20 protein-coding genes are annotated in these 23,526 nt (G+C 70.5%); 12 read left to right on the top strand and 8 right to left on the bottom strand.

The annotated features are described in order from the left end of the window. Positions 1-12 precede the first annotated feature (12 nt). Complete coding sequence (locus AB0G04_RS05770) at positions 13-792, top strand: crotonase/enoyl-CoA hydratase family protein (RefSeq protein WP_360977010.1); 780 nt, start codon at positions 13-15, stop codon at positions 790-792. A 160-nt stretch (positions 793-952) separates the two neighbouring features. On the opposite strand, the gene AB0G04_RS05775 is transcribed toward AB0G04_RS05770, so the two are convergent. Next, entirely contained in the window at positions 953-1,591 is a 639-nt protein-coding gene (locus AB0G04_RS05775) for a M23 family metallopeptidase (protein ID WP_360977013.1), read from the bottom strand. A 2,558-nt stretch (positions 1,592-4,149) separates the two neighbouring features. Then, entirely contained in the window at positions 4,150-5,697 is a 1,548-nt protein-coding gene (locus AB0G04_RS05780; RefSeq protein ID WP_360977016.1) for an acyl-CoA synthetase, read from the bottom strand. A 90-nt stretch (positions 5,698-5,787) separates the two neighbouring features. Here AB0G04_RS05780 and AB0G04_RS05785 point away from each other — a divergent pair, with 90 nt between their 5' ends. The 5 genes from AB0G04_RS05785 to AB0G04_RS05805 all read left to right on the top strand — a co-directional run bounded on the left by AB0G04_RS05785 (position 5,788) and on the right by AB0G04_RS05805 (position 12,594). Then, positions 5,788-6,849: an OB-fold domain-containing protein gene (locus AB0G04_RS05785; RefSeq protein ID WP_360977019.1), complete on the top strand. Its 1,062-nt coding sequence runs from the start codon at positions 5,788-5,790 to the stop codon at positions 6,847-6,849. Next, positions 6,846-7,754 carry a lipid-transfer protein gene (locus AB0G04_RS05790; RefSeq protein ID WP_360977022.1) on the top strand — a complete coding sequence of 303 codons (909 nt, stop codon included), beginning with the start codon at positions 6,846-6,848 and terminating at the stop codon, positions 7,752-7,754. The genes AB0G04_RS05785 and AB0G04_RS05790 overlap by 4 nt, the downstream gene beginning before the upstream one ends. Then, on the top strand, positions 7,754-8,905 hold the full coding sequence (locus AB0G04_RS05795; RefSeq protein ID WP_360977025.1) for a thiolase domain-containing protein: 1,152 nt from the start codon (positions 7,754-7,756) through the stop codon (positions 8,903-8,905). The genes AB0G04_RS05790 and AB0G04_RS05795 overlap by 1 nt, the downstream gene beginning before the upstream one ends. Then, the gene (locus tag AB0G04_RS05800) at positions 8,902-10,479 is read left to right on the top strand and encodes a GMC oxidoreductase (RefSeq protein ID WP_360977028.1); all 1,578 of its coding nucleotides are present in this window, start codon (positions 8,902-8,904) and stop codon (positions 10,477-10,479) included. The genes AB0G04_RS05795 and AB0G04_RS05800 overlap by 4 nt, the downstream gene beginning before the upstream one ends. 294 nt (positions 10,480-10,773) lie before the next feature. After that, entirely contained in the window at positions 10,774-12,594 is a 1,821-nt protein-coding gene (locus AB0G04_RS05805; RefSeq protein WP_360977031.1) for a cellulose-binding protein, read from the top strand. A gap of 43 nt (positions 12,595-12,637) precedes the next feature. On the opposite strand, the gene AB0G04_RS05810 is transcribed toward AB0G04_RS05805, so the two are convergent. Next, on the bottom strand, positions 12,638-13,369 hold the full coding sequence (locus AB0G04_RS05810) for an SDR family oxidoreductase (RefSeq protein WP_360977034.1): 732 nt from the start codon (positions 13,367-13,369) through the stop codon (positions 12,638-12,640). Between the two features lie 84 nt (positions 13,370-13,453). Between AB0G04_RS05810 and AB0G04_RS05815 the strand changes: the two genes are divergently transcribed. Next, a complete protein-coding gene (locus AB0G04_RS05815) occupies positions 13,454-14,431 on the top strand; it encodes a helix-turn-helix domain-containing protein (RefSeq protein WP_360977037.1) in 978 nt (325 codons plus the stop codon). Between the two features lie 34 nt (positions 14,432-14,465). On the opposite strand, the gene AB0G04_RS05820 is transcribed toward AB0G04_RS05815, so the two are convergent. Next, entirely contained in the window at positions 14,466-15,194 is a 729-nt protein-coding gene (locus tag AB0G04_RS05820) for a DedA family protein (protein WP_360977041.1), read from the bottom strand. 190 nt (positions 15,195-15,384) lie between these two features. On the opposite strand from AB0G04_RS05820, the gene AB0G04_RS05825 reads away from it, so the two are divergent. From AB0G04_RS05825 to AB0G04_RS05835, 3 genes are read left to right on the top strand one after another with little or no spacing between them, the layout of a single operon-like run. Further along, positions 15,385-15,888 carry a MarR family transcriptional regulator gene (locus AB0G04_RS05825; RefSeq protein ID WP_360977044.1) on the top strand — a complete coding sequence of 168 codons (504 nt, stop codon included), beginning with the start codon at positions 15,385-15,387 and terminating at the stop codon, positions 15,886-15,888. After that, complete coding sequence (locus AB0G04_RS05830) at positions 15,885-17,111, top strand: MFS transporter (protein WP_360977047.1); 1,227 nt, start codon at positions 15,885-15,887, stop codon at positions 17,109-17,111. The genes AB0G04_RS05825 and AB0G04_RS05830 overlap by 4 nt, the downstream gene beginning before the upstream one ends. After that, entirely contained in the window at positions 17,105-17,674 is a 570-nt protein-coding gene (locus AB0G04_RS05835) for an HD domain-containing protein (RefSeq protein WP_360977050.1), read from the top strand. The genes AB0G04_RS05830 and AB0G04_RS05835 overlap by 7 nt, the downstream gene beginning before the upstream one ends. A gap of 77 nt (positions 17,675-17,751) precedes the next feature. On the opposite strand, the gene AB0G04_RS05840 is transcribed toward AB0G04_RS05835, so the two are convergent. Then, the gene (locus tag AB0G04_RS05840; RefSeq protein ID WP_360977055.1) at positions 17,752-18,975 is read right to left on the bottom strand and encodes a cytochrome P450; all 1,224 of its coding nucleotides are present in this window, start codon (positions 18,973-18,975) and stop codon (positions 17,752-17,754) included. 95 nt (positions 18,976-19,070) lie between these two features. Here AB0G04_RS05840 and AB0G04_RS05845 point away from each other — a divergent pair, with 95 nt between their 5' ends. Together AB0G04_RS05845 and AB0G04_RS05850 are read left to right on the top strand one after the other, a co-directional pair. Continuing rightward, on the top strand, positions 19,071-20,171 hold the full coding sequence (locus AB0G04_RS05845; RefSeq protein ID WP_360977058.1) for a steroid 3-ketoacyl-CoA thiolase: 1,101 nt from the start codon (positions 19,071-19,073) through the stop codon (positions 20,169-20,171). Positions 20,172-20,182: 11 nt separating this feature from the next. After that, on the top strand, positions 20,183-20,350 hold the full coding sequence (locus AB0G04_RS05850; protein ID WP_360977061.1) for a hypothetical protein: 168 nt from the start codon (positions 20,183-20,185) through the stop codon (positions 20,348-20,350). An 84-nt stretch (positions 20,351-20,434) separates the two neighbouring features. On the opposite strand, the gene AB0G04_RS05855 is transcribed toward AB0G04_RS05850, so the two are convergent. The 3 genes from AB0G04_RS05855 to AB0G04_RS05865 form a co-directional block, all read right to left on the bottom strand. Further along, a complete protein-coding gene (locus AB0G04_RS05855) occupies positions 20,435-21,451 on the bottom strand; it encodes a DUF3068 domain-containing protein (protein ID WP_360977064.1) in 1,017 nt (338 codons plus the stop codon). A gap of 78 nt (positions 21,452-21,529) precedes the next feature. After that, entirely contained in the window at positions 21,530-22,306 is a 777-nt protein-coding gene (locus AB0G04_RS05860) for an SDR family oxidoreductase (RefSeq protein ID WP_360977067.1), read from the bottom strand. Further along, entirely contained in the window at positions 22,303-23,478 is a 1,176-nt protein-coding gene (locus AB0G04_RS05865) for an acyl-CoA dehydrogenase family protein (protein WP_360977072.1), read from the bottom strand. The genes AB0G04_RS05860 and AB0G04_RS05865 overlap by 4 nt, the downstream gene beginning before the upstream one ends. Positions 23,479-23,526 lie beyond the last annotated feature (48 nt).

The following is a 23,526-nucleotide window of genomic DNA, read 5'->3' on the forward strand; positions in this document are numbered from 1 at the left end:
GAGGGGAACCGGGTGGACGCGCTCGTCGAGCAGCAAGGACCGATCCTGATCGTCACGATGAACCGGCCCCGGGTCCGCAACGCGCTCTCCGCGGAGATGCTGGCCGTGATGCGCGACGCCTGGGACCGGGTGGACGCCGACCCGGAGATCCGGGTCGCGATCCTCACCGGCGCGGGCGGCGCCTTCTGCGCGGGCGCCGACCTGCGCGCCATGACCAGCGACCATCCCGGCGACGGTTTCCGCAACGGCGGCGCCGACCTGTCCCGCATCGACGCGCTGCTCAAGGGCCGCCGCCTGACGAAACCGCTGATCGCCGCGGTCGAGGGTGCGGCCGTCGCCGGCGGCACCGAGATCCTGCAGGCCACCGACGTACGCATCGCCGGGGAAAGCGCCCGGTTCGGCGTCTCCGAGGCGCGCTGGGGGCTGTTCCCGCTCGGCGGTTCAGCGGTCCGGCTGCCGCGCCAGCTGCCGTACACCGTGGCCGCCGAACTGCTGCTCACCGGCCGGCACATCACCGCCGCCGAGGCACTCGGCATGGGCCTGATCGGTCACGTCGTCCCCGACGGGCAGGCCCTGACGAAAGCTGTCGAGATCGCCGGCGTCATCGCGGCCAACGGCCCGCTGGCGGTCCGGGCGATCCTGCGTACCATCCGCGAGACCGAGGGCCTGGCGGAGAACGACGCCTTCAAGGTCGAGTCCCGCATCGGCATGGAGGTCTTCACCTCCGACGACGCCAAAGAGGGCCCCCGAGCCTTCATCGAGAAAAGAAAACCGCAGTTCAAAGGCCTTTGATCGTACGGTCCGGACAGTGCCGTCATTTCCGCTCCGCACCGGCGCCCACCCCGCGACGCGGTCCCGGCGCCGGGCCCCGGCGCGACTCACGGGCTGAGGCGCCGGGTCACCGGATTCCCGTGCGCCGGAGGCGGTTCGGCGCACGGGATCACGCGCCGGATCAGGCCTTGCAGCGGTGCTTCTTGTTCCACGCCTTCACCGCGGCGGACGGGCTCTTGTGGCCACCCTTGCGCCACGAGGTGAGGTAGCCGGCCGGCCAGACCACACCCCGGCGAACCTTCCAGTCACCGGTCTTCCCGCACGCCGGCGAGATGCCGTAGTGCACGTGGCAGACACCGCTGGAGTTACCGGTCTTGCCGACCTTGCCGAGCTGCTGACCGACCTTGACGCGTACGCCCTTCTTGACGCCGGCGTTGACCGTGCTCAGATGCGAGCCGTAGTAGCGAACACCGTCGTCGCCGAGAATCGAGACGAATTTGCCACCGTTGTACGGACCGGTCTTCATGCCCTTCTTCCACCGGTCGACCCGGCTGACCTCCAGCACCACACCGCTCGTGGTGGCCCGGAACGGCTTGCCACAGGCAGCGAAGATGTCGGTGGCCGGATAACCGACGTGCGTCTTGTGAAACGACACGTTCTTGGCCTTCACCGGGAACGCATACTTGATCTTGGCCGCGGCCGCGACCAGCTCAAGGTCCGCAGACGCCGCCCCGGCCGCCTCTTCGGCCGGAGTGGACACAACGGCCGCCTCTCCGACGGCGGTGGACACATCGGCCGCCTCTTCGGCCGGAGTTGACACATCGGCCACCTCTTCGGCCCGAGTGGACACATCGGCCGTCTCTTCGGCCGGAGTGGACACAACAGCGGCCGGAGGCTGCTGCTGAGCCGCGGGCACCATGGCCGGCTCGCCGGCGGCACAGCCGGCCAAGCAGGCCAAAGCGGTGATATGCGTCATGTGCCCGGGCGCACATCCCCCCGCATCCGTCCCGCTCGAGCCCGCCGCCACCGTCGCCTGCACCCTCTCCACTCCGCGGCAGCTTCCCGGCCGTCCTCAACCGCCGGCCGCCTTGACGCCCTGGCCGCTCATCTCCCTGGCCGCCTCAGCCCTTGGCCACCTGAGGCCCCGGCCACCACAGCCCCTGGCCGCCTGAGTCCCCAGCCGCCACAGCCCCTGGCCGCCTGAGTCCCTGGCCGCTCAACTCCCTGGCCACCTCAGCCGCTGGCCGCTCATCTCCGTGGCCGCCTCGGTGGCGCGGCCCGTCTCCTGGGCATTGGGCGCGACGCAGACGACAGGCAGCGCTGCAGGCAGGGACGTATTGCGCTCAGCCGTTTCCAAGTCCGTGCCGTGAAGAGCGGCAGGGCCGCCGGGCCGAAATATAAGTCCAGGCAGAACTGGGGCACAGCCGAAAGATCAACACCCAGAACCCAGACCGAACAGGAACGGGAGGCCGGCCATTACGTCGCGCGGATTCAAGACTCAACCAGTACCCGCGCCCACGTGAGCCGGATCACCAGCCTCTCACTCACGCAAAGCCAAACCAATCCCTCAACCGCGAAACCAAGGCCTACAGATTCCACGCCCCTCGCTGTGATCTGCCGACCCTGATCAGACCAGAGAAGTTGATACGACTTGACCTCTCAATAGAAGGGTGCCCGCCACCAACTTGACCGTATCCGCCGACGCCGATTGAAAAGCTCGACCACCGCTTTACATCGACCACCCAAATCGATAAAGCAAACACCAGGCCGGTCGCTACAAACGCCGACTTCAGCACCCATACCCCGCAACCCGCCGACCATCTCAGGAGTCGCGCCGTCAACGACCGCCAGGGCAACTCCGGACATCGCGACGCACGCCGGCGCCGGTGGACGAGAGGAGCCGATGCCAGGCCCCCCACTGCGCCGGCGCCAACTGCAACAGTGCCGACATCGAATGCGCCGACCGAGGCGAAATCGACTGCAACGACGTCAGCCGTGGCAACACCGAAACGAGACGACACCAACCGCGCCAACGCCACCCGCGGCAACACTGACCACAACAACACCGACCGAGACAACGCTGGCTGCGACGGCGTCAGCTGGGTCGGCGCCGACGGCGATCGGCGCGGCTCCGATGACGGCGTCGGCTGCAGCGATGTCCGCGAAGTCGACCGAGGCAGAAGGGCTGTACCCCGGTCTTCCTCCGGTCGGACAGGAACTGGCACGGTTGATCGTGATACACCTCGCCGCAAGCCCGGCGGCGACGGCTGCAGCGATGTCAAAGAAGTCGACTGAGGCGTAAGAACTGCTCGTCGGCCCTCCTCCGCTCGGCCAGGGGCTGGAGCGGCTGATCTTGGTACTGCTCGCCGCGAGCACGTCGGCGTTGGCGTCGGCGCTGGCGCTGGCGCTGGCGTCGAAGCCGGTGACGCGGGACGCATCGGAGCGTCAGCGGCGGGACACGCTGGAGAATCAGCAGCGGGACGCATCCGGACGCCGACAGCGAGGCACCCGCGGGTGCCTCCGGCGGCAGTGGGCTGTGCCGCACCGGATGCAGAGGGCTGTGCCGCACCGGATTCGCCCTGCCGAATGCGCCGTAGTTTCTCGGCATGGCGGCGCCGCAAACCCCACTCACGACGCCGCTCATGCTCCCGGCGAAATTCCTCCCGCTCGGCAGAATAATTGCGCGAAGCGGTCCGGTCTCGCATGGCCACGACCTCTGCTCTGCTGAACAACGACGCCTGTCCCATACAATAATTTTCCCGTACCCCCGATCTGAAGTGTAAGAACTCGATCATGCCAAAATTGACCCGCCAGCAATTCGAGTACGTTCGCCAGCACGTTGTCAGGAATCAGCTGACAGACCGACCGGAAGAACGGTAGCCCCTTCTCGGGCGCGATCATGCCGGGCCAAAGGTCGCTCCACCGGCCGAACCCGGCTCGGCCGCTGGTTGATTCCGAGAGAGGCACACGGTGTCCGGATGCACTCTCAGCCGATCCATTCGGCCAGCCGTACCACAGAAGCGCTATCGAGTGCAGGAAAGGCGTGACGCACGGCTGACGGGCGGACCGGCCGGTCGGCGAGCGGACTGGCGGGCCAACGTGTCCCGGACGGAGCGGCGGTTAGCGAGCGGATCAGCAAGCGTCCGCCAAGCAAGCAGACGGACCGCGAGGCCGGAGCCAGGCAGCGAGGCGGCAGACGGACCGGCAAGGCGGGGCGGGCAAGACGGGTCGGGCAAGACGGACCGGCAAGACGGGGCGGGCAAGACTGGGCGGGCAAGAGGGACCGGCAAGACGGGCCGGCATGGCAACGGCCACCGGCGCCGCGAGCAAGGCGGGGTGGAGAGCTGGTGGAGCGGGTGGAGGGGCGGTGTGGGTCGGTCAGATGGCGCGGTCATGGCCGGACCAGTACGGGTCTCGGAGGTGGCGTTTGTAGAGTTTGCCGTTCGGGTCGCGGGGCAGCTCGTCGACGTAGTCGATGGTGCGCGGGAGCTTGAACCGGGCCAGGCGGCCGGTCAGGTGGGCGAGCAGTTCGGTGGTCAGGGCGGGGCCGGGGGTCACGCCGGGGGCGGGCTGGATGACGGCTTTGATCTGCTCGCCCCATTCGTCGTGCGGGATGCCGAAGACGGCGGCGTCGGCGACGGCCGGATGAACGGTCAGTTCGTTCTCGATCTCGGCGGGGTAGACGTTCACGCCGCCTGTGATGATCACGTCGCTGGCGCGGTCGCACAGGTAGAGGTAGCCGTCGTCGTCGAGGTAGCCGATGTCGCCGACGGTGAACATGCGGTCGCGCCAGGAGGCCCGGGTCTTCTCGGCGTCGCCGTGGTATTCGAAGGTCGCGTCGCCCATCTGCAGGTAGACGGTGCCGGGTTCGCCTGCCGGCCGGTCCTTGCCGTCGTCGTCGAGGACCCGCACCCGGGAGCCGGGCCAGGCGCGGCCGACCGAGCCGGGGCGGCGCAGCCAGTCGGCGGCGGTGATGAGGGTGCCGCCGCCTTCGGAGGCCGCGTAGTACTCGATCACCACGGGGCCGAACCAGTCGAGCATCTGCCGTTTGACCGGCTGCGGGCAGGGGGCGGCACCGTGGATCATCGCGCGCATCGAGGAGACGTCGACCTGCGAGCGGTACGACGCGGGCAGCGCGAGCAGGCGGCGGAACTGGGTGGGGACCATGTGGCTGTGGGTGGCCCGGTGCCGTTCGATGAGGCGCAGGAACTCGGCGGCGTCCCAGTGATCCATCACGACGACCGTGTGCCCGAACTGGATCGAGATGACAGCGAAGTTCATCACGGCCGTGTGGTACAGCGGTGAGCAGCACAGATGCACGTGGTCGTCGAACGGGCGGAGGCCGAACAACCCGAAGAACCAGAGCGACACCGGCGGCACCTGGTCGGGGTCGAGGCCGGGCAGCGGGCGGCGCACTCCTTTGGGGCGGCCGGATGTGCCGGACGTGTAGACCATGAGTGCGCCGACCGTACGCGGGGATGGTCTTCCGGAGCCGCCGGAGCCGAGTGCCGCGACCGACCCGAATCCGGGAATCTCTCCGGCCGCGAAGCGGCTCGCGGCCGGAAGGCCGGCCTGGTCGGCGGCGGCGCGGGCCGTGTCGGCGAACCGGTCGTGGGCGACGAACGCGGCCGCGCCGCTGTCGCGCAGGATGTAGCCGAGTTCGGCGGCGGTCAGGTGCCAGTTCATCGGCACCACGTGCAGTCCGATCTGGATCGCCGCGAAGTAGGCGGCGAGGATGTCGGCGCCGTTGGGCAGAAGCAACGCGATGGTGTCGCCGGCGCCGAGGCCGGCCGTGCGCAGCCCGCGCCCGATCCGGTCGGACTCGGCGGCCAGTTCGCCGTAGGTGAGGGTGCGGCCGCCCGGTTCCACGATGGCCGTGTGCTGCGGTCTCTCGGCCGCGATGGTCCACATCCCGATGCCGGTCATGCCGCGACTCTATAACTCGTTCCATCGATGTAAAAGCCATCATGGCGGCGTTCTTGCCCGGCAAAGTTGGAACGTGTTTCACTCACTGACGTGGATACTCTGTCGGCGCCGCTGACCATCGCCTTCGATTACACGCGCTCGCTCGGGCCGGTGCTCGGCCAGTTCATGGCGGGGCTGCGGGATCGGCGGGTGCTGGGCGGGCGGACGTCGGACGGGCGGGTGCACGTGCCGCCGCTGGAGTACGACCCGGCCACCCACGAGCCGGTCACCGAACTCGTCGAGGTCTCCTCTGCGGGCACCGTGGTGACCTGGACGTGGATGGAACGTCCGCTCGAGGGACAGCCGCTGGACCGGCCGTTCGGGTGGGCGCTGATCCGGCTCGACGGCGCGGACACCGCGATGCTGCACGCGGTCGACGCCGGTTCACCGGAGGCCATGAGCACCGGCATGCGGGTACGGATCAGGTGGGCCGCCGAACGTACCGGCCACATCCGCGACATCTCGTGCTTCGAGCCCGACGCCGAACCCGGCAAAACGCCCAGCGAAGAACCCAGCAGGATGCCCGGCAAAGAACCCGGCAGGACGCCTGGCGAGGGACCCGGCGGGACGCCCGGCGGGAACCCCGGCTGGCCCGCACCGCTGTCTCAAGCACCCGGAGACAACGGTGCGAGCCAGCCGGTTCTGATCATGACCACGCCGATCCGGCTGCACTACCGGCACACCACGTCGGCCGAGGAGGACCGCTACCTGCGGGTGCTGGCCGAGGGGCGGATCATCGGGCAGCGCTGCCCGGCCTGCCGCAAGGTCTACGTGCCGCCGCGGGTCTGCCCGGCGTGCGGGGTGGCACCGGCCGAGGTGGTGCGGGTCGAGGACCGGGGCACGGTCACCACCTTCTGCGTGGTCAACGTGCCGTTCGCGGGGCAGCGGCTGACACCGCCGTACGTGGTCGCGCAGGTGCTGCTGGACGGCGCGGACATCCCGATCCCGCACCTCGTGCTGGGGGTGCCGGCCGATGAGGTGCGGATGGGGCTGCGGGTGGCCGCGGTCTGGCGGGATCGGGCCGCCTGGTCGACGACCCCGGAGAACATCGGTCACTTCGAGCCGTCCGGGGAGCCGGACGCGCCCTACGAGTCGTACCGGGAGCATCTGTGAACGACGTCGCCGTCATCGGGTTCGCCCGCTCGGACCGGTCGGTCACCACGAGCGCGGTGGAGACGCTGGTGCCGGTCTTCGAGCAGGCACTGGCACAGGCCGGGTTGGGGCGCCGCGAGGTGGACTTCTGGTGCTCCGGGTCGTCGGACTATCTGGCCGGGCGGGCGTTCTCGTTCGTGAGCGCCGTCGACGCGATCGGCGCGGTGCCGCCGATCAGCGAGTCGCATGTGGAGATGGACGCGGCGTGGGCGCTGTACGAGGCGTACCTCAAGATCCTGGCCGGTGAGGCGGAGACGGCGCTGGTCTACGGGTTCGGCATGGGCACGGCCGGTGACCTGAACCGGGTGCTCGCGCTGCAGCTCGACCCGTACACGGTGGCGCCGTTGTGGCCGGATGCGGCGAGTGTGGCGGCGCTGCAGGCCCGGCTCGTGTTCGAGGCCGGACTGATCAGTGAGCGGGACATGGCCGGGATGACGGCCGTGCGGGTCGCGGACGGAGTCTCGGCCGTGGTCCTGGCCGCGCGGGACCGGGTACGCGGCAGACCCGCCGCATGGATCTCCGGCATCGCGCATCGCGTCGATCCGCAGGGCCTCGGCGAGCGTGACCTGACCACCGTGCCGTCGGCGGCCGCGGCGGCGCACGACGCGGGTCTGGACGGCGCGGTGGACGTGGCCGCGCTGCACGCCCCGTTCACCCATCAGGAGTCGCTGCTGCGGCACGTCGTCAGAGCCGGCACCTACCTGCCGTTCGAGACGAACCCGATGTTCGCGGCCGGGTTGTCGCGGATCGGGGCGGCCGCCGCCGAAGTGATGTCCGGGCGCGCGCGGACCGCGGTGGGGCACGCCACGAGCGGGCCCGCGTTGCAGCAGAACCTGATCTGCGTGCTGGAAGGGCTGGAGGCGTGATGCGCAGGGCCGCCGTACTCGGTACCGGGCAGACGGAGCACCGGACCCGCCGGACCGACGTGTCGATGGCGGGGCTGTGCCGGGAGGCGATCGAGCGGGCGCTCGCCGACTCCGGGACGGACTGGTCGCAGATCGACGCCGTCGTGCTCGGGAAGGCGCCGGACCTGTTCGAGGGTGTGATGATGCCCGAACTGTTCCTGGCCGACGCGATCGGCGCGGCCGGGAAACCGTTGCTGCGGGTGCACACCGCCGGCTCGGTGGGCGGGGCTACGGCGATCGTGGCGACCACGCTGATCCGGGCCGGGGTGCACCGGCGGGTACTTGCGGTGGCGTTCGAGAAGCAGTCGGAGTCGAACGCCATGTGGGCGCTGTCGATCCAGCCGCCGTTCAGCGCGCCGATCACCGCGGGCGCCGGTGGCTACTTCGCGCCGCACATCCGGTCGTACATCCGCCGGTCCGGCGCGCCCGGTCACATCGGCGCGCTGGTGGCCGTCAAGGACCGGCGCAACGGTGCCCTGAATCCCTACGCCCACCTGCGGCAACCGGACATCACCCTGGAGTCGGTGCAGGCGTCGCCGATGCTGTGGGACCCGATCCGGTACGACGAGACGTGCCCCTCCTCGGACGGGGCCTGCGCCGTGGTCATCGGGGATCAGCAGGCCGCGGAGCAGTCGAGCGGCCAGGTGGCGTGGATCCGGGCCACGGCGATGCGGACCGAACCGACGTTCTACTCCGGCAAGGATCACGTCGATCCCCGGGCCGGAGCGGAGGCGGCGGCTGCCCTGTGGGCCGCGGCCGGCATCAAGGATCCGCTGGACGAGGTCGACGTGGCCGAGCTCTACGTGCCTTTCTCCTGGTTCGAGCCCATGTGGCTGGAGAACGTCGGGTTCGCCGAGAAGGGGCAGGGCTGGAAACTCGTCGAATCGGGCGGGACCGCGCTCGGCGGCGCGCTGCCGGTCAACCCGAGCGGCGGGGTCCTCTGTTCCAACCCGATCGGCGCGTCCGGCCTGCTGCGGTTCGCCGAAGCCGCGATGCAGGTGATGGGCCGGGCCGGTGAACATCAGGTGGCGGGTGCCGCGACGGCACTCGGTCACGCGTACGGGGGCGGGTCGCAGTTCTTCTCGATGTGGGTCGTTGGGAGAAACCCATGAAACGTCGAACCCTGTTGCAGGCCGGTGCCGCCGCCGCGGTCGCGCCCGCACTGGACGTCCCCGCCCTGGCGGGCCGGACCGCGCTCGTCATCGGCAGCGGGTTCGGTGGTGCGGTGGCCGCCTACCGCCTGGCCGAGGCGGGCATGACGGTGACGGTCCTGGAACGGGGCCGCCGCTGGGACGACGACGGTTCCGGCACGACGTTCTGCACGATCAGCAACCCGGACTGGCGCTGCGCCTGGTTCGGCGACCGCCCGCCGCTCGGGCTCGACGTCAGCAGGGTCATCACGCGCGGGGCGGGCCTCATCCAGAAGCACGCCGGCGACGGCATCCAGGTGATGTGCGGAGCCGGGGTGGGTGGTGGATCCCTGGTCATCGGCATGTTCCTGCCGCAGCCGCGGCGCGCCGACTGGGAGACCGTCTACCCGGCCGAGCTGTCGTACACGGAGTTCGACAGCACCTACTGGCCCCGCGCCCGGCGGAATCTCGGCGCCGCGACGATCCCCGCGGACATTCAGAGCCATCCGTCGTACGTCGGCGCGCGCTCCTGGCTGCAGTACATCGCCGAGTTCGGCCGTACCCCGGTGCCGGTCCACTTCGGCGTCGACTGGGACGTGATCCGCGACGAGCTGGCCGGGCGCGTACCGGCCTGCCACACCATCGGCGAGGGGCCGTTCGGCAGTAACTCCGGCGCCAAGAACAGCGTCGACAAGAACTACCTGAAGTGGGCTCTCGCCACGGGGAATGTCCGGATCCTCCCGTTGCACGAGGTGGCTGAGATCCGGGAGATCTCCGGCTCGGAACGCTTCGAGGTCGCCTGCCGGCAGATCGACGAACGCGGCGGACTGCTGGCGTCGCCGGTGTTCGACGCCGACTACGTGTTCCTGGCGGCCGGGTCGCTGGGCAGTACGTCGCTGCTGCTCACGTCGCGGGCACGGGGACGACTGCCGCGGTTGGCCAGTACGGCGGTGGGCAAGGGCTGGGGCAACAACGGCGACTTCCTGATTGCCCGGCTCAACCTGCGCCGGACCGTCGGCAGCGCGCAGGGCGGGCCGGGCAACGTGCGGTTCTTCGACGACTCGAACCCGTACGCCAGGGCCGCGATGGCCTGGGAGGCGGCGCCGATCCCGTCGTGGCTGCCGTCGTCGAGCGCGCACCTGATCACCACCCTGGCACCGGAGCGCGGCGAGATCCGGTACGACGCGGCCACCGGCGCCGGGAAGGTCCACTGGCCGTACGCGGAGATGGCGACCTCCGGTGACAAGGCCGGCCGTGACCTGGCGACCAGGCTGTGGTGGGCCACCGAGGGCTCGAAGGGCTCACTGCTGACCGGTCTGCCGTCCTACGACCGCAACACCGGCATGGGACTGGGGTCGCGGAACACGTACCACCCGCTCGGCGGCCTGGTGATGGGCAGAGCCACCGATTTCGCCGGAAAAGTCGCGGGATATCAGAATCTCTACTGCGTGGACGGCGCGCTGCTGCCCGGCTCCGCGTGCCTGGCCAACCCGGCCCTGACCATCACCGCGAACGCCGAACGCTGCCTCGACGTCTTCCTGGCCACACACGTCTGACCCATTCCTGCAACAAACCTGCAAATGGATTCCGTTGACTCACATATATGCCCGTGGCAGATTTCCTGAAGGAATCAGTTCCCGATGGCAGTCCGCCGGACCATCCCCAACGCTGCATTCTGCCACGGTTTGCAATTGCGAACCGGGGTCGATGCATCGTGTCCGGCGGATTCATTCTGCGACAGGAGTAATCCCCCCATGTCCCCCGATGAACATTTTTCGACCCGGCATCGTGCCCGACAGCGCCAGGTCGCTGAACCACTACAGGCGGTCCCGGCCTCGCCGTCTCGAAAAATGTTCACCCGGGGCCGTACGCTGCGCCGATCGCTAGGCGCTGCGGGCCTGTCCGGCCTGGTGGCAGCCGGCCTGTTCGTGTCGATCGGCACGGCCGAGGCGGCGACCCTCTTCAACGCCGACTTCGAATCCGGCAGCACCACCGGATGGTCGAAATCAGGCGGCACCTGGTCCGTGGTCAGCGACGGCACGCGGGCCCTGCAACAGTCGGACACCGGCAGCGAACGCGCCCGCCAGTTCGCCGGAACCACCACCTGGGCGAACTACTCGGTACAGGCCCGCGTCAAGGCGACGTCCTTCGGATCGAGCGCCGGCGTGGTCGCACTGACCGGGCGGGCCGCCGGCTCCACGAAGATGTACCGGCTGTCCCTGACCGGCGCCAACCGGGTGCAGCTGGAAACCATGAACGGCAGCGCCGTCACGGTTCTCGGCAGCCTCAGCCAGACCATCTCCACGAGCACCTACTACACCCTGAAGCTGTCGTTCAGCGGCACCACGATCAGCGGCTCGGTGAACGGGACCAGCGTCGGGTCGGTCAGCGACAGCACCATCACGGCCGGGCGGATCGGGCTGCTCACCGAGAACGCGGCGGGCCGGTTCGACGACATCGTGGTGGATGACGGTGTCTCGACGCCGACGTCGTCCCCGACCACGTCACCGTCCGCAAGCGCGAGTGCCAGCGCCAGCGCCTCGGCGTCCGCGTCGGCGAGCCCGTCGACCTCCGTCCCGCCGTCCTCCGACGCCCTCTACGTGGCGCCGACCGGCACCGACGGCGCCGCCGGGACCATCACCGCGCCGACCACGCTGACCTCCGCGATCGGGCGGATCGCGGCGGGCGGGACGATCTACCTGCGGGGCGGCACCTACGCGTACTCCTCGACGGTCACCATCCCGACCGGCAACAACGGATCCGCCGGGGCACTCAAGACGATCGCGGCGTACAACGGGGAGAAGCCGGTCCTGAACTTCTCGGCGCAGGCCGAGGACCCGGCCAACCGCGGCCTCGCCGTCAACGGCAACTACTGGAAGGTGTACGGCGTCACGGTCGAGCGGGCCGGCGACAACGGCATCTTCGTCAGCGGCAGCAACAACGTGCTGGAGCGGACCGTCACCCGCTTCAACCGCGACACCGGCCTGCAGCTGTCCCGGACGCTGTCCACGACGCCGCAGTCCCAGTGGCCGGCCAACAACCTGGTCCTCAGTGCCGAGTCGCACGACAACGCCGACTCCGACGGTGAGGACGCGGACGGTTTCGCCGCCAAGCTGACGGTCGGACCGGGCAACGTCTTCCGGTACGCGGTCGCGCACAACAACATCGACGACGGCTGGGACCTGTACACCAAGACCGACACCGGCCCGATCGGCGTGGTCACCATCGAGGACTCGCTCGCCTACGACAACGGCACGCTCAGCAACGGCGGGCAGGCCGGCAACGGCGACCGCAACGGTTTCAAGCTGGGTGGCGAGAACATCGGGGTCAACCACATCGTGCGGCGGACCATCGCCTTCAAGAACGGCAAGCACGGGTTCACGTTCAACAGCAACCCGGGATCGATGACCATCTCGAACAACCTGAGCATCGACAACGCCGAACGCAACTTCAACTTCGACGGCGGCACCTCGGTGTTCCGGAACAACACCTCGTGCCGCAGCGGCAGCGGCACCAACGACCGGATCATCGGCAACTCCGATGCCACCAACCAGTTCTGGTCCGGTACGAACGGTTCCCGCTGCGCCGGCTTCAGCGGGGCTCTGGGCTGGTCCTTCGCCTCCGACGGCCGCCTCGCGGTCACCCTCGGCGGGCGCGCGGTCAGCCTCTGATCCGTGTGAAGGGCCGCCCACCCGACGGTGGGCGGCCCTTTCGTCATGCCGGGGCCTCGACGTGCCCGAGCCCGCCGTCGACCGGAAGCTCGACGCCGGTGGTGAAGGTGGCGTCGAAGCCGAGGAACAGCACGGCGCGGGCCACCTCGGCCACGGTTCCGTGCCGCCGCATCGGCGTGACCTCGTCACCGATCTTCATGATCGCGGCCCGCTCCTCGGCCGTGGCGTCGGTGAACCCCATGGTCGGCGTGTCGATGAACCCGGGCGCGACGGTGTTGACCCGGATCCGCCGGGGCAGGAACTCGGCGGCCAGCACCTTCGCGAACGCCCGTACGGCGGCCTTGGTCCCGGAGTAGACGCTCATCGTGGCGGAGCCGAGGCCGTTGGTGACCGCAGTGGTGAACACGATGGAGCCGCCCTCCCGGATCATCGGCGCAAGGCGCTGGACGGCGAAGAACGCGCCCCTGGCGTTGACGTCGAACATCCGGTCGTAGATCTCCGGCGTCACCTCCTCGAACGGCTGAACCGACGCGACACCGACGTTGACGTGCAGGAGGTCGAACTCACCGAACCTCGCGGCGACCGTGGCACCCAGCGCGTCGATCTCGCCGGGGCGGGTCACGTCCGCGCGTACCGCATCCGGGTCGTCCGGCGAGGCGGACCGGCCGGTCGACAACACCTCGGCGCCGCCCTCCCGAAGCCGCTCCACCACGGCCAGCCCCATCCCATGGGTGCCGCCGAGGACCACCGCTCTCTTCCCCGTGTATGTGCTCATGTCCTCAGGCTGCCAAGCCGGGGCCGCCGGGACGAGTGGCAGGAGTGCCCGCATGCGCAAAATTGCTGCCATAGAGTGGCGCCCATGACCGGACCTTCCGTGGCGGTGGTCGTGGCGGACCACGACGGCCTGCACCCGTGGGATCTCTACGAGGTGGCGATCGCGTCCGCCGTCTTCGGTGTTCCGCAGCCCGACCTCGCCGGCGAGTGGTACGACATGTGGCTCTGCCCCGTCGCCGAGCCCGGCCCGCCGGCCCCGCACGGCCTGAGCCTGCGGTCACCGCACACCCTGGCCGAGCTGCCTCGCGCCGACCTGGTCATCGTGACCGCGGTGCCGGAGGCCTGCGTCCACGGCGACCGGGAGGTCCCCGAGGCGCTGCTGGACTCCCTCCGGCAGGCCGCCGACTCCGGCGTACGGCTGATGTCGCTCTGCACCGGCGCGTTCGCACTCGCGGCGGCCGGCCTGCTGGACGGCCGCCGGGCCACCGCGCACTGGGCACACACCGCGATCCTGGCCGGCCGGTATCCGGAGGTCCGGGTCGACGACTCGGTGCTGTACGTCGACGACGGCCCGGTTCTGACCAGTGCCGGCATGTCCGCCGGGCTGGACCTGTGCCTGCACGTGGTCCGTACCGACTTCGGCGCCCACGTGGCCAATCAGCTGGCGCGCCGGCTCGTGGTCCCGGCGCACCGTCCCGGCGGGCAGGCCCAGTTCATCGACCTGGCCGTGCCCGCCCACGACGGCGACGGGATCAGCGGGGTGCTGGAGTGGGCCACCGCGCACCTGGACCGGCAGCACACCGTCGAGGAACTGGCCCGGCGTGCCGGTCTCAGCCCGCGTACCTTCTTCCGGCGGGTGCAGGCCACCACCGGCAGCACGCCGCTGCGCTGGTTGCTGCATCAGCGGCTCGCGCACGCCCGCGCGCTGCTGGAGGCGACGGATCTGCCGGTCGAGACGATCGCCGGGCAGTGCGGCCTGGGGACCGCGGCGAATCTGCGGCGCCACTTCGGCATCCACGTCGGCGTTCCACCCCAGCAGTACCGCCGCGCGTTCGCGGGGTAGCACTCAGCGCGGTAGCGCCTCAGGGCGCATCGCTTCAGGGCAGTGGGGCGCTCTGCCGGATCGCGAAGTACTGGCAGGGAACGACCTCGGGGTGTCCGGTCGGGAGATGGTCCAGCCGGTGGCGCGGCCGGGGGTGCTGCTCGACGTCGGGTTGCGGCACGGCCTCGGCGCGTGCGGCGTTCTCCCGGCGCCGGTCCCGCACCGAACGCCATCGGACCACCACGGTGTGCACGACGGTCAGGCCGGCGCCGAGCAGGAGCCCGAAGCCGACACCCATCAACGGCGAACCGGCGAACGTCTCACCGCCGAGGCGACCCAGCCCGATCGTGTACGCCGCCCACGCGGTGCTGGCCAGCACGGTCAGCACCCGGAACCGGCCGAGCGGCATCGCTACCGCCCCCGAGGTGACGGTGGTGGCGGTGCGCCCGTACGGCAGGAACCGTCCGACCAGGATCGCGACGGCGCCGTACCGGTGCAGGGCTCGCTCGGCGGACTCCCGCGCGGCCGCCAGTTTGCCGGTCCGGAAACGGCCGCCGGTGCGCCGCCCGATCAGATAGGACAACCGGTCTCCGGCGACTCCACCGGCCACCACGGTCACGCCCAGCGCCACCAGATCGGGTGACCCGGTCGCGGACAGAGCTCCGAGTCCGATCACGACTGCCTCGGACGGCATGACCGGCAGGAACCCGTCGATCGTCACCGCCACGAACACGATCAGGTAGAGCCACGGCGAGCAGAGCAGCGGCATCAGCGGGTCCAGCACCGGCACTCCCCCTTCATCGACGTGCTGTCATCGACCGTACGAACCTCGGAAGCCTTGCACGATGGAGCAAGCCCGCCATCCCGGGGTAGTGCCAACCCCACCGCCGGACGGCTCGACGGAGGCTAATGTGCCCCATTTGAAGCTCCGGTAAAAGTAACAGTGCTTATATAAGTGCTGTTACAGTCTGCGGATGACCGACGACTGGCTCGCCGACCCCACCGAGGAGAGTGCCTGGCGTCCATGGCGGCTGCTGCAGGCCGCCATGGACGACGAGATCGCGCGGGTCTACGCCGACGCACGGATCGACGGGCTCAAGCCGAACTGGGTGATGGAACTGATCCGGCTCGGGGTGCACGGGCCCATGACGATCACCGAGCTTGCCGTGTCGGTGCAGCGCACCCATTCGGCGATGAGCCAGAAGGTGGCGGCCATGCGCTCGGCCGGCTGGGTGCGGACCGTCCCCGGGCCGGACGCCCGCAGCAAGCGGGTCGACCTGACCGACCGGGCGCGGGCGGTGGTCGGGCGGCTGGCCGCCGAGTGGCGGGCCACCGAGGCGGCGATCGCCGAGATCGAGGCGGAGATCCCCTACCCGCTGACCCGGGTGGTCCGCGACATCGAGGCCGCCCTCGAGCGCAAGAGCCTGCACGACCGGATCACCGAGCGGCTGGCCGGCGATCCGGAGTGGCGGCGGTGAGACGGGCCCTGCTCGACGTCGCACCACTGCGGGCGTCGCCGGAGTTCCGGCGGCTGTGGACCGGGCAGCTGTTCTCCGGGCTGGGCGGCCAGATGGCCCAGGTGGCGGTGCTGTACCAGGTCTGGGAATCGACCCGCAGCCCGATCTGGACCGGGGCCGCCGGCATGGCCCAGGCACTGCCGATCATCCTCTTCGGCCTGTTCGCCGGATCGCTCGCCGACCGCACCGACCGCCGCCGGTTCTATCTGTTCACCGCGGCCGGGCAGGCGGCGTGCGCGGCCCTGCTGGCCGTCCAGGGCTTCGCCGATTCGTCCCCAGTGGTGCTGCTGCTGGCACTGGTCGCGGCCAACGCGGTGTTCGCCGCCGGCGGCGGACCGGCCGGGATGACCATCCTGCCGCGCCTGCTGCCCGCCGGTCAGGTCGCCGCGGGGCTGGCACTGAAACGGGTCGGTTTCCAGGTCTCGATGTTGCTCGGACCGGCGCTCGGCGGAGTGGTCGTGGCCCTCGCCGGGCCGGGCGCCTGCTACCTGATCAACGCCGTGTCGTTCGCGGGCGTGATCGCTGCCGTCGCCATGCTGCCACCGATGCCGCCGGCGCGGTCCGAGGCCCCCGTCCGGCACGGTGTGCTCGCCGGGCTGCGGTTCCTGGCCGGGCACCGGACGGTCCGCGGTGCGCTGCTCACCGACCTGGCGGCGACCGTGCTCGCCATGCCGATCAGCCTGTTCCCGATGGTGAACGCGGACCGGTTCGGCGGCGACCCGCGCACTCTGGGGCTGTTCCTGAGTGCGATCGCCGTCGGCGGGGTGGCGGCGTCCGCCCTGTCCGGGTCGTTCACCCGCCTGAACCGGCCCGGACCGATGATGTTCGCCGGGTCACTGACGTGGGGTGCCGCTCTCGGGCTGTTCGGGATCGCGCCGGACGTCTGGTCGGGGCTGACGCTGCTGGCCGTGGCCGGGGCCGCCGACACGGTCGCGGTGGTGTCCCGGGGCACCGTCGTGCAGTGGCACACGCCGGACGCGTACCTGGGCCGGGTGGTGGCGGCCGAACAGATCGTCGGCCAGGCCGGCCCGGACGTCGGCAACCTGCGCGGCGGTCTGGTCGCGGCGTCGACGTCGGCACCGGCCGCCCTGGTCAGCGGCGGGATCCTCTGCGTCGTTGCGGTGGCACTGATCGCCGCGCGCACGCCCGAGCTGCGGCGCGAGGTAGCCTCGAGGCGATGTTGATACCCGGGGACGACGAGATCAGGGCGCTGCACGAGCGCTTCGCCCCGTCAGCCGAGGCCTTCGAGCTGGTGTGGACCCACTCGGTGATCGTCTGCCGGATCGCCGAGCAGGTCGGCGGCGGCGACGTGGACATGGCGCTGGTCCGGGCCGGATGCCTGCTGCACGACATCGGGGTGTACCGCCTGGAGCCCGGCGACCACTACGTGCGGCACGGCCTGCTCGGTTACGAGCTGCTCGGTGAGGCCGGTCTGCCGGAGACGCTGCGCCGGTTCTGCGCCCACCACACCGGGGTCGGTATCACCCGCGACGACGTGCTGAGCCAGCGGCTCCCGCTCCCGCCGGGCGACTACCTCGCCGAGAGCGGCGAGGAGGACCTCGTCATGTACGCCGACAAGTTCCACAGCAAGAGCTCCCCGCCGCGGTTCCTCTCCCCCGAGACCTTCTCGGCGCGCGTCGCCCGGTTCGGTGACGACAAGGTCAAGCGGTTCGAGTCACTGGTGGACCGGTTCGGTGCGCCCGACCTGGCCCCGCTCGCCGCGGAATTCGGTCACGCGATCACCTGACCGGCTTGCCGGGGAAGTGCCCGGCGTGGCCGCCGCCGGCCCGCTCAGGCCGGGGCCTGGGGTACGGCCGGCGGGTCTCAGCGGTAGCGGACCGGGAGGTGCTTGATGCCGTTGATCCAGCCCGAGCGCAGCCGCTGGGGTTCGCCGGCCAGACTGATCCCGGGCATGTGGTCGGCGATCGCGTGGAAGATCAGATCGATCTCGAGGCGGGCCAGGTTGGCGCCGAGACAGAAGTGGGCGCCGCTGCCGCCGAAGCCGAGGTGCGGGTTGGGGCTGCGGGTGATGTCGAAGGTGTACGGGTCGGCGAACACCGCGTCGTCGTAGTTCGCCGAGCCGTAGAACATCGCGACCCGCTGGCCCTTGCGGATCGGCTGGCCGGCCAGCACCGTGTCGTGCAGCGCGGTGCGCTGGAACACGTTGATCGGGCTGCCCCAGCGGACGAACTCGTCGACGGCCGTACGCGGGCGGGTCTGTTTGAACAGCTCCCACTGCTCCGGATGGGACAGCAGCGCGTGCATGCCGTGCGAGATGGCGTTGCGGGTCGTCTCGTTGCCGGCCACGGCGAGCATCAGCACGAAGAAGCCGAACTCGTCGACGGACAGGTGCTCGCCGTCGATCTCGGCCTTGACGAGGGTGGTGACGATGTCGTCGCGCGGGCAGGTCTGGCGCTCGTCGGCCATCTGCATGGCGTACCCGAGCAGGCCCATGGCGGACTCCATCGGGTCGGCGCCGCTGAACTCCGGATCGTCGTAGCCGATCATCGAGTTGGACCACTCGAAGACGTTGCGGCGGTCCTCCTGCGGCACGCCGAGAAGTTCGGCGATCGCTTGAAGGGGCAGTTCGCAGGCGACGTCGGTGACGAAGTCGCCACCCGGAGCGGCGGCCGCGCCGGACACGATCCTCAGAGCGCGGGCCTCCAGCGCGGTCCGCAGGCTGTTGACGGCCCGCGGAGTGAAACCGCGGGACACGATGGCGCGCTGCGCCGTGTGCTGCGGCGGGTCCATGTTGAGCAGGATGGCCTGCTGCATCTCGATACCCTCGCGGGTCATGTCCGGCTGGAACCGGGCGATCGCGGTGTTCTCCCGGCTGGAGAACGTGTCGCTGTTACGCGACACCGCCATCACGTCGGCGTGCCGGGTGACGGCCCAGTAGCCGTCGTCGTCGAATCCGGCGCTGCCACGCATCTGCGGGATCCAGCGGACCGGTTCGCTGCGGCGCATCTCGGCGAACTCGGCGTGCGGGATGCCGTGCAGGTAGATGTCCGGATCGGTGGGGTCGATGCGGGTGCGCGGCTCAGCCACAGCTCCTCCTACAGCAACAAGTTCTACCGATTCAAACACGGGAACAGAGAGATTTGGTAGCTTCAATCGAGAACACGTTCTAGCTGGAGGTCGCGGTGGGCGTACCGGTGATCGTCGATGCGATCCGGACCCCGATCGGCAAGCGTGGCGGCTGGCTGTCCGGCCTGCACCCGGCCGAGCTGCTGGGGGTGGCCCTGCGCCGGATCGCCGGAAACCACGAGGTGGAGCAGGCGATCGGCGGCTGCGTCACCCAGGGCGGCGAGCAGTCGAACAACATCACGCGTACGGCCTGGCTGCACGCCGGACTGCCGCACACCACCGGCTGCACCACGATCGACGCCCAGTGCGGTTCGGCGCAGCAGGCCGCGCACCTGATCGCCGGCCTGATCGCCACCGACGCGATCAGTGCGGGCGTGGCCTGCGGGGTCGAGTCGATGAGCCGGGTCCCGTTGCGTGCCAACCTCGGCGACGCGGGGCTCCCCCGGCCGGACTCCTGGGACCTCGATCTGCCCAACCAGTACGTGGCGGCCGAGCGGATCGCCGAGCGCCGCGGTCTCACCCGCGCCGACCTGGACCGGTTCGGGGTGCGCTCGCAGAGTCATGCGGCTCGGGCATGGGCCGGGGGCCGGTTCGACCGTGAGGTGATCCCGGTCGGTGACGTGCACCGTGACCAGGGATTGCGCGAGACCACCTTCGAGGGGCTGTCCGGCTTGAAACCGGTGCTTCCGGACGGCCGGCACACGGCCGGCACCTCGTCGCAGATCTCCGACGGAGCGGCGGCCGTGCTGCTGATGGACGCCGGCCGGGCCCGCGGTCTCGGACTGCGGCCGCGGGCGCGGATCGTCGCGCAGTGCCTGGTCGGGGCCGAGCCCTACTACCACCTGGACGGGCCGATCGCGGCCACCGACCGGGTCCTGGCCCGGGCCGGCATGAAGATCGACGACCTGGACCGGTGCGAGGTGAACGAGGCGTTCGCCGGCGTGGTGCTCTCCTGGCTCGCCGTGCACCGCGCCGATCCGGACCGGGTCAACGTCAACGGCGGGGCGCTGGCCCTGGGCCATCCGGTGGGGAGCACCGGGGCCCGCCTGCTGACCACCGCCCTGCACGAGCTGGAGCGGTCAGACTCGACGACGGCGCTGGTCACCATGTGCGCCGGTGGGGCGATGTCGACCGCGACGATCATCGAACGCCTGTAGAGGAGCCACCCATGGTCCCCATCAAGGTCATGCTGCTCAGCGCGGTCCTCGCGACGGCGCTGGCCGCCGTCGGCGTCACCGCGGTGATGACGGCGCTGAATCCCACCGCCAGCGAGGTCGCCCAGAACTCCATCGGGAACGACCCGATGCTCCCGCCGGAATTCTACGGACAACGATAGGTTCGCCCGCCTCCCCCGCTTCGGCGGGGGAGACAATGCCTTGTTCTGTACGGCCACGCGCACCCGGGTGGCGCGGAGACCGCCCTACGGCACCGGCGTCCTCACCGGCTCGGGCACGCCGGCCGCCCGGTGACCGCCCCGCCGCCCCGGCCCGCTCGCCAGCAGCAGGCCCGCGACGATGCCCGCCAGCCCGAGGACGGCAAGGCCGGCCGGCACCCACTTCCCGAGCAGGTTGAGCTGGTCCCGGCCGTTCGCCGCCTGCTCGCCGACCGCTTTCATGGTGGCCTGGTCGTACCGCAGGTCGGCGTCGAAGATGACGACCCGCTCGCCGATGTCCGGCACCAGCTCGCGGTGCTGCTGCTCCAGGTACCCGATGATGGCGCCGGTCTGCGGTTCGACCCACAGCGTGCGGGTGGCCCGGTAGGAGATGGTCCCGCTGGTCGCTCCGGGCGCCAGGAAGGCCAGCAACGCGCCCAGGCTGTCCGGGCTCATCTCGACCCGCTGCTCGGGGACCCGCTGCAGGAACCGGTACGCGGGCAGCCCGTTGTACTCCACCTCGGCCTGGTACTCGATCGGCAGCACCCGGCCGAGAGTGGAGTCCCAGTACTGGTAGGTGCGCTTCTCGGTGCCGAACGGGAAGAGGTAGAGCTGGCCGGCGAACGCCACGTTTCCGGGTGTGCAGGGCGCCTGGACCTCGACGTGGCACTGACCCTCCCACGGCACCGCCTCGCCGGACCGGCGGTCGAGGGCGACGCGGCTCTCGGCACTGTTGATGATCTCGCCGGTGTCGATCCGGTTCGTGGCGTGGTACACGTTCCAGACCAGGGTCTCGCCGTCGAGCCCGGCGGCCGCCTGGAAGTCCGGTTTGATGCCCGTGACGGAGCGCAGGCCGGCGTTCTCCACGACCACCTGCGGCGTCCCGTTCGGGAGAGCCTTCGCCTGTACGAACGACGCGTTCGCGGTCTCCACGGCCACGTCGGGCGGCACCAGATCGAGCGGCACCTTCCGCTGGGACGGCACGATGACCCAGGCCAGAGCCATCGCGAAGAGCAGACACACTATGCCGAGACCGAACACTGCCGCACCGGTGATCCGCCGCATCGCGTCCTCCCAGGAACCCCCCCGCCCAGAAACTAGAACGCGTTTCAATCTACTGCTCCGTAACATCGATGGAAAGGGTTACGGATGCTGGCTGCTCACCGAGACCACCTCACCGGTGAGATAGGACGCGTAGTCACTGGCCAGGAACGCCACCACGGTCGCTACCTCCCACGGTTCGGCGGCCCGCCCGAACGCCTCCCGCCGCGCCAGCGCGTCCAGCTCCGCCTCGCTCATCACCTTCGCCAGGAACGGATGGGCGGCCAGACTCGGCGCCACCGCGTTGACCCGGATTCCGTGCGCCGCCACATCCAGCGCCGTGCAGCGGGTGAACGCCATCACCCCGGCCTTGGCCGCCGCGTAGTGGGCCTGACCGGCCTGGGCCCGCCAGCCGAGCACCGACGCGTTGTTGACGATCGCCCCGCCCCCGCCCTGGGCGATCATCTGGCGCAGCGCGGCGCGGGTGCACCGGAACGTACCGGTCAGCGTGACGTCCAGGACCAGCTCCCACTCCCCGTCCTCCATCTCGGTCACCGGCCGGTTGCCGCCCAGCCCGGCGTTGTTGACCAGCACGTCGAGCCGCCCGTACCGGGAGACCGCTCCGCCGATCAACCGCCGGACCGCGGCCTCGTCGGTGACGTCGCAGGGCACCGCCCACACCCGGCCCGGATAGGCGGACGACAGCAGATCACGGGTCTCGCCGAGGCGGCGCTCGTGACTGTCGCCGAGCACCACCCGCGCACCCTCGTCGAGGCAGCGGCGGGCCACCGCCGAGCCGATGCCGGCACCGGCCGCCGCGGTGACCACCACGACCTTTCCGGCCAGCAGGTCGTGCCCCGGCGGTCCGGTCCCGATCATCCGCGAGCCTGCCGGGGCAGACCGAGCACCCGTTCGGCGATGATGCCGCGCTGGATCTCGTTGGAGCCGCCGTAGATGGTGTCCGCCCGGCTGAACAGGAAGTACGTCTCCCAGCGGCGCACCGACGACGGGTCGGCGTCACCGTGGGCGAGGACGTCCATGGCGAGTTCGCCGAGACCCTGACGCCAGCGGGTCCAGAGCAGTTTGATCACCGAGGGCGCGGCCGGCGACGGCTCACGCAGGACCCGCAGGGTGTGCGCACGCAGCACGGTGAGATCGATCCAGGCCCGGGTGAGCCGGTCGCGCAGCAGCGGATCGGCTGCCGCGCCGATGCACCGCGCCACCTCGACCAGGTCGTCCAGGTCACGCTGGAAGCCGATCTGCTGGCCGACGGTGGCGGCGCCGCGCTCGTGGGCGAGGGTGGCCATGGCGACCTTCCAGCCCTGTCCCGGTTCGCCGACGACCAGGTCCGCCTCGGTGACCGCGTCGTCGAAGAACACCTCGTTGAACTCGCTGTCCCCGGTCAGCTGCCGGATCGGCCGGACCGTGACGCCGGGCTGCCGCATCGGCACGAGCAGGTAGGACAGTCCCGCCGAGCGCGGGCCTCCGGCTGGCGCGGGTGCCGTACGGGCCAGCACGAAACACCAGTCCGCCACGTGAGCCAGTGAGGTCCACACCTTCTGGCCGCTGATCACCCACCGGCCGCCGTCGAGCCGCGCGCGGGTCGTCGCCCCGGCCAGGTCCGAACCGGCGCCGGGCTCGGAGTAGCCCTGGCACCACAGGTCCTCGACCGCGGCCAGGGCCGGCAGGAAGCGGCGCCGCTGTCCGGGTGTGCCGAGATCGATCAGGGTGGGGCCGACCATGGTGGTGCCGATGTGGTCGACGCGGCTCGGGGCGCCGGCTCTCGCGTACTCCTCATGGAAGATGACCTGCTGGGACAGGGACGCGCCGCGCCCACCGTGTGCCACCGGCCACGCCAGCGTGGTCCAGCCGGCCGCGGCGAGCCGCCGGGCGAAGGCGAGCCGCTGCTCGAAGGCCTGGTTCTCCCGGCCGGGACCGCCGGCCCCGCGCAGATCGCCGGTCACGTTGGCGGCCAGCCACTCGCGGATCTCCCGCCGGAACGCATCGTCGTCGGTCACTGGCGTCGCCTCCCCGATCACGCGTAGGCTCACGCTACCGACCAAGCACTTGCTTGGTAAAGCTTTCGGTACGGCCGTCCC

Origin of the sequence: Actinoplanes sp. NPDC023801, assembly GCF_040639655.1 — a bacterium.
Lineage (GTDB): Bacteria > Actinomycetota > Actinomycetes > Mycobacteriales > Micromonosporaceae > Actinoplanes.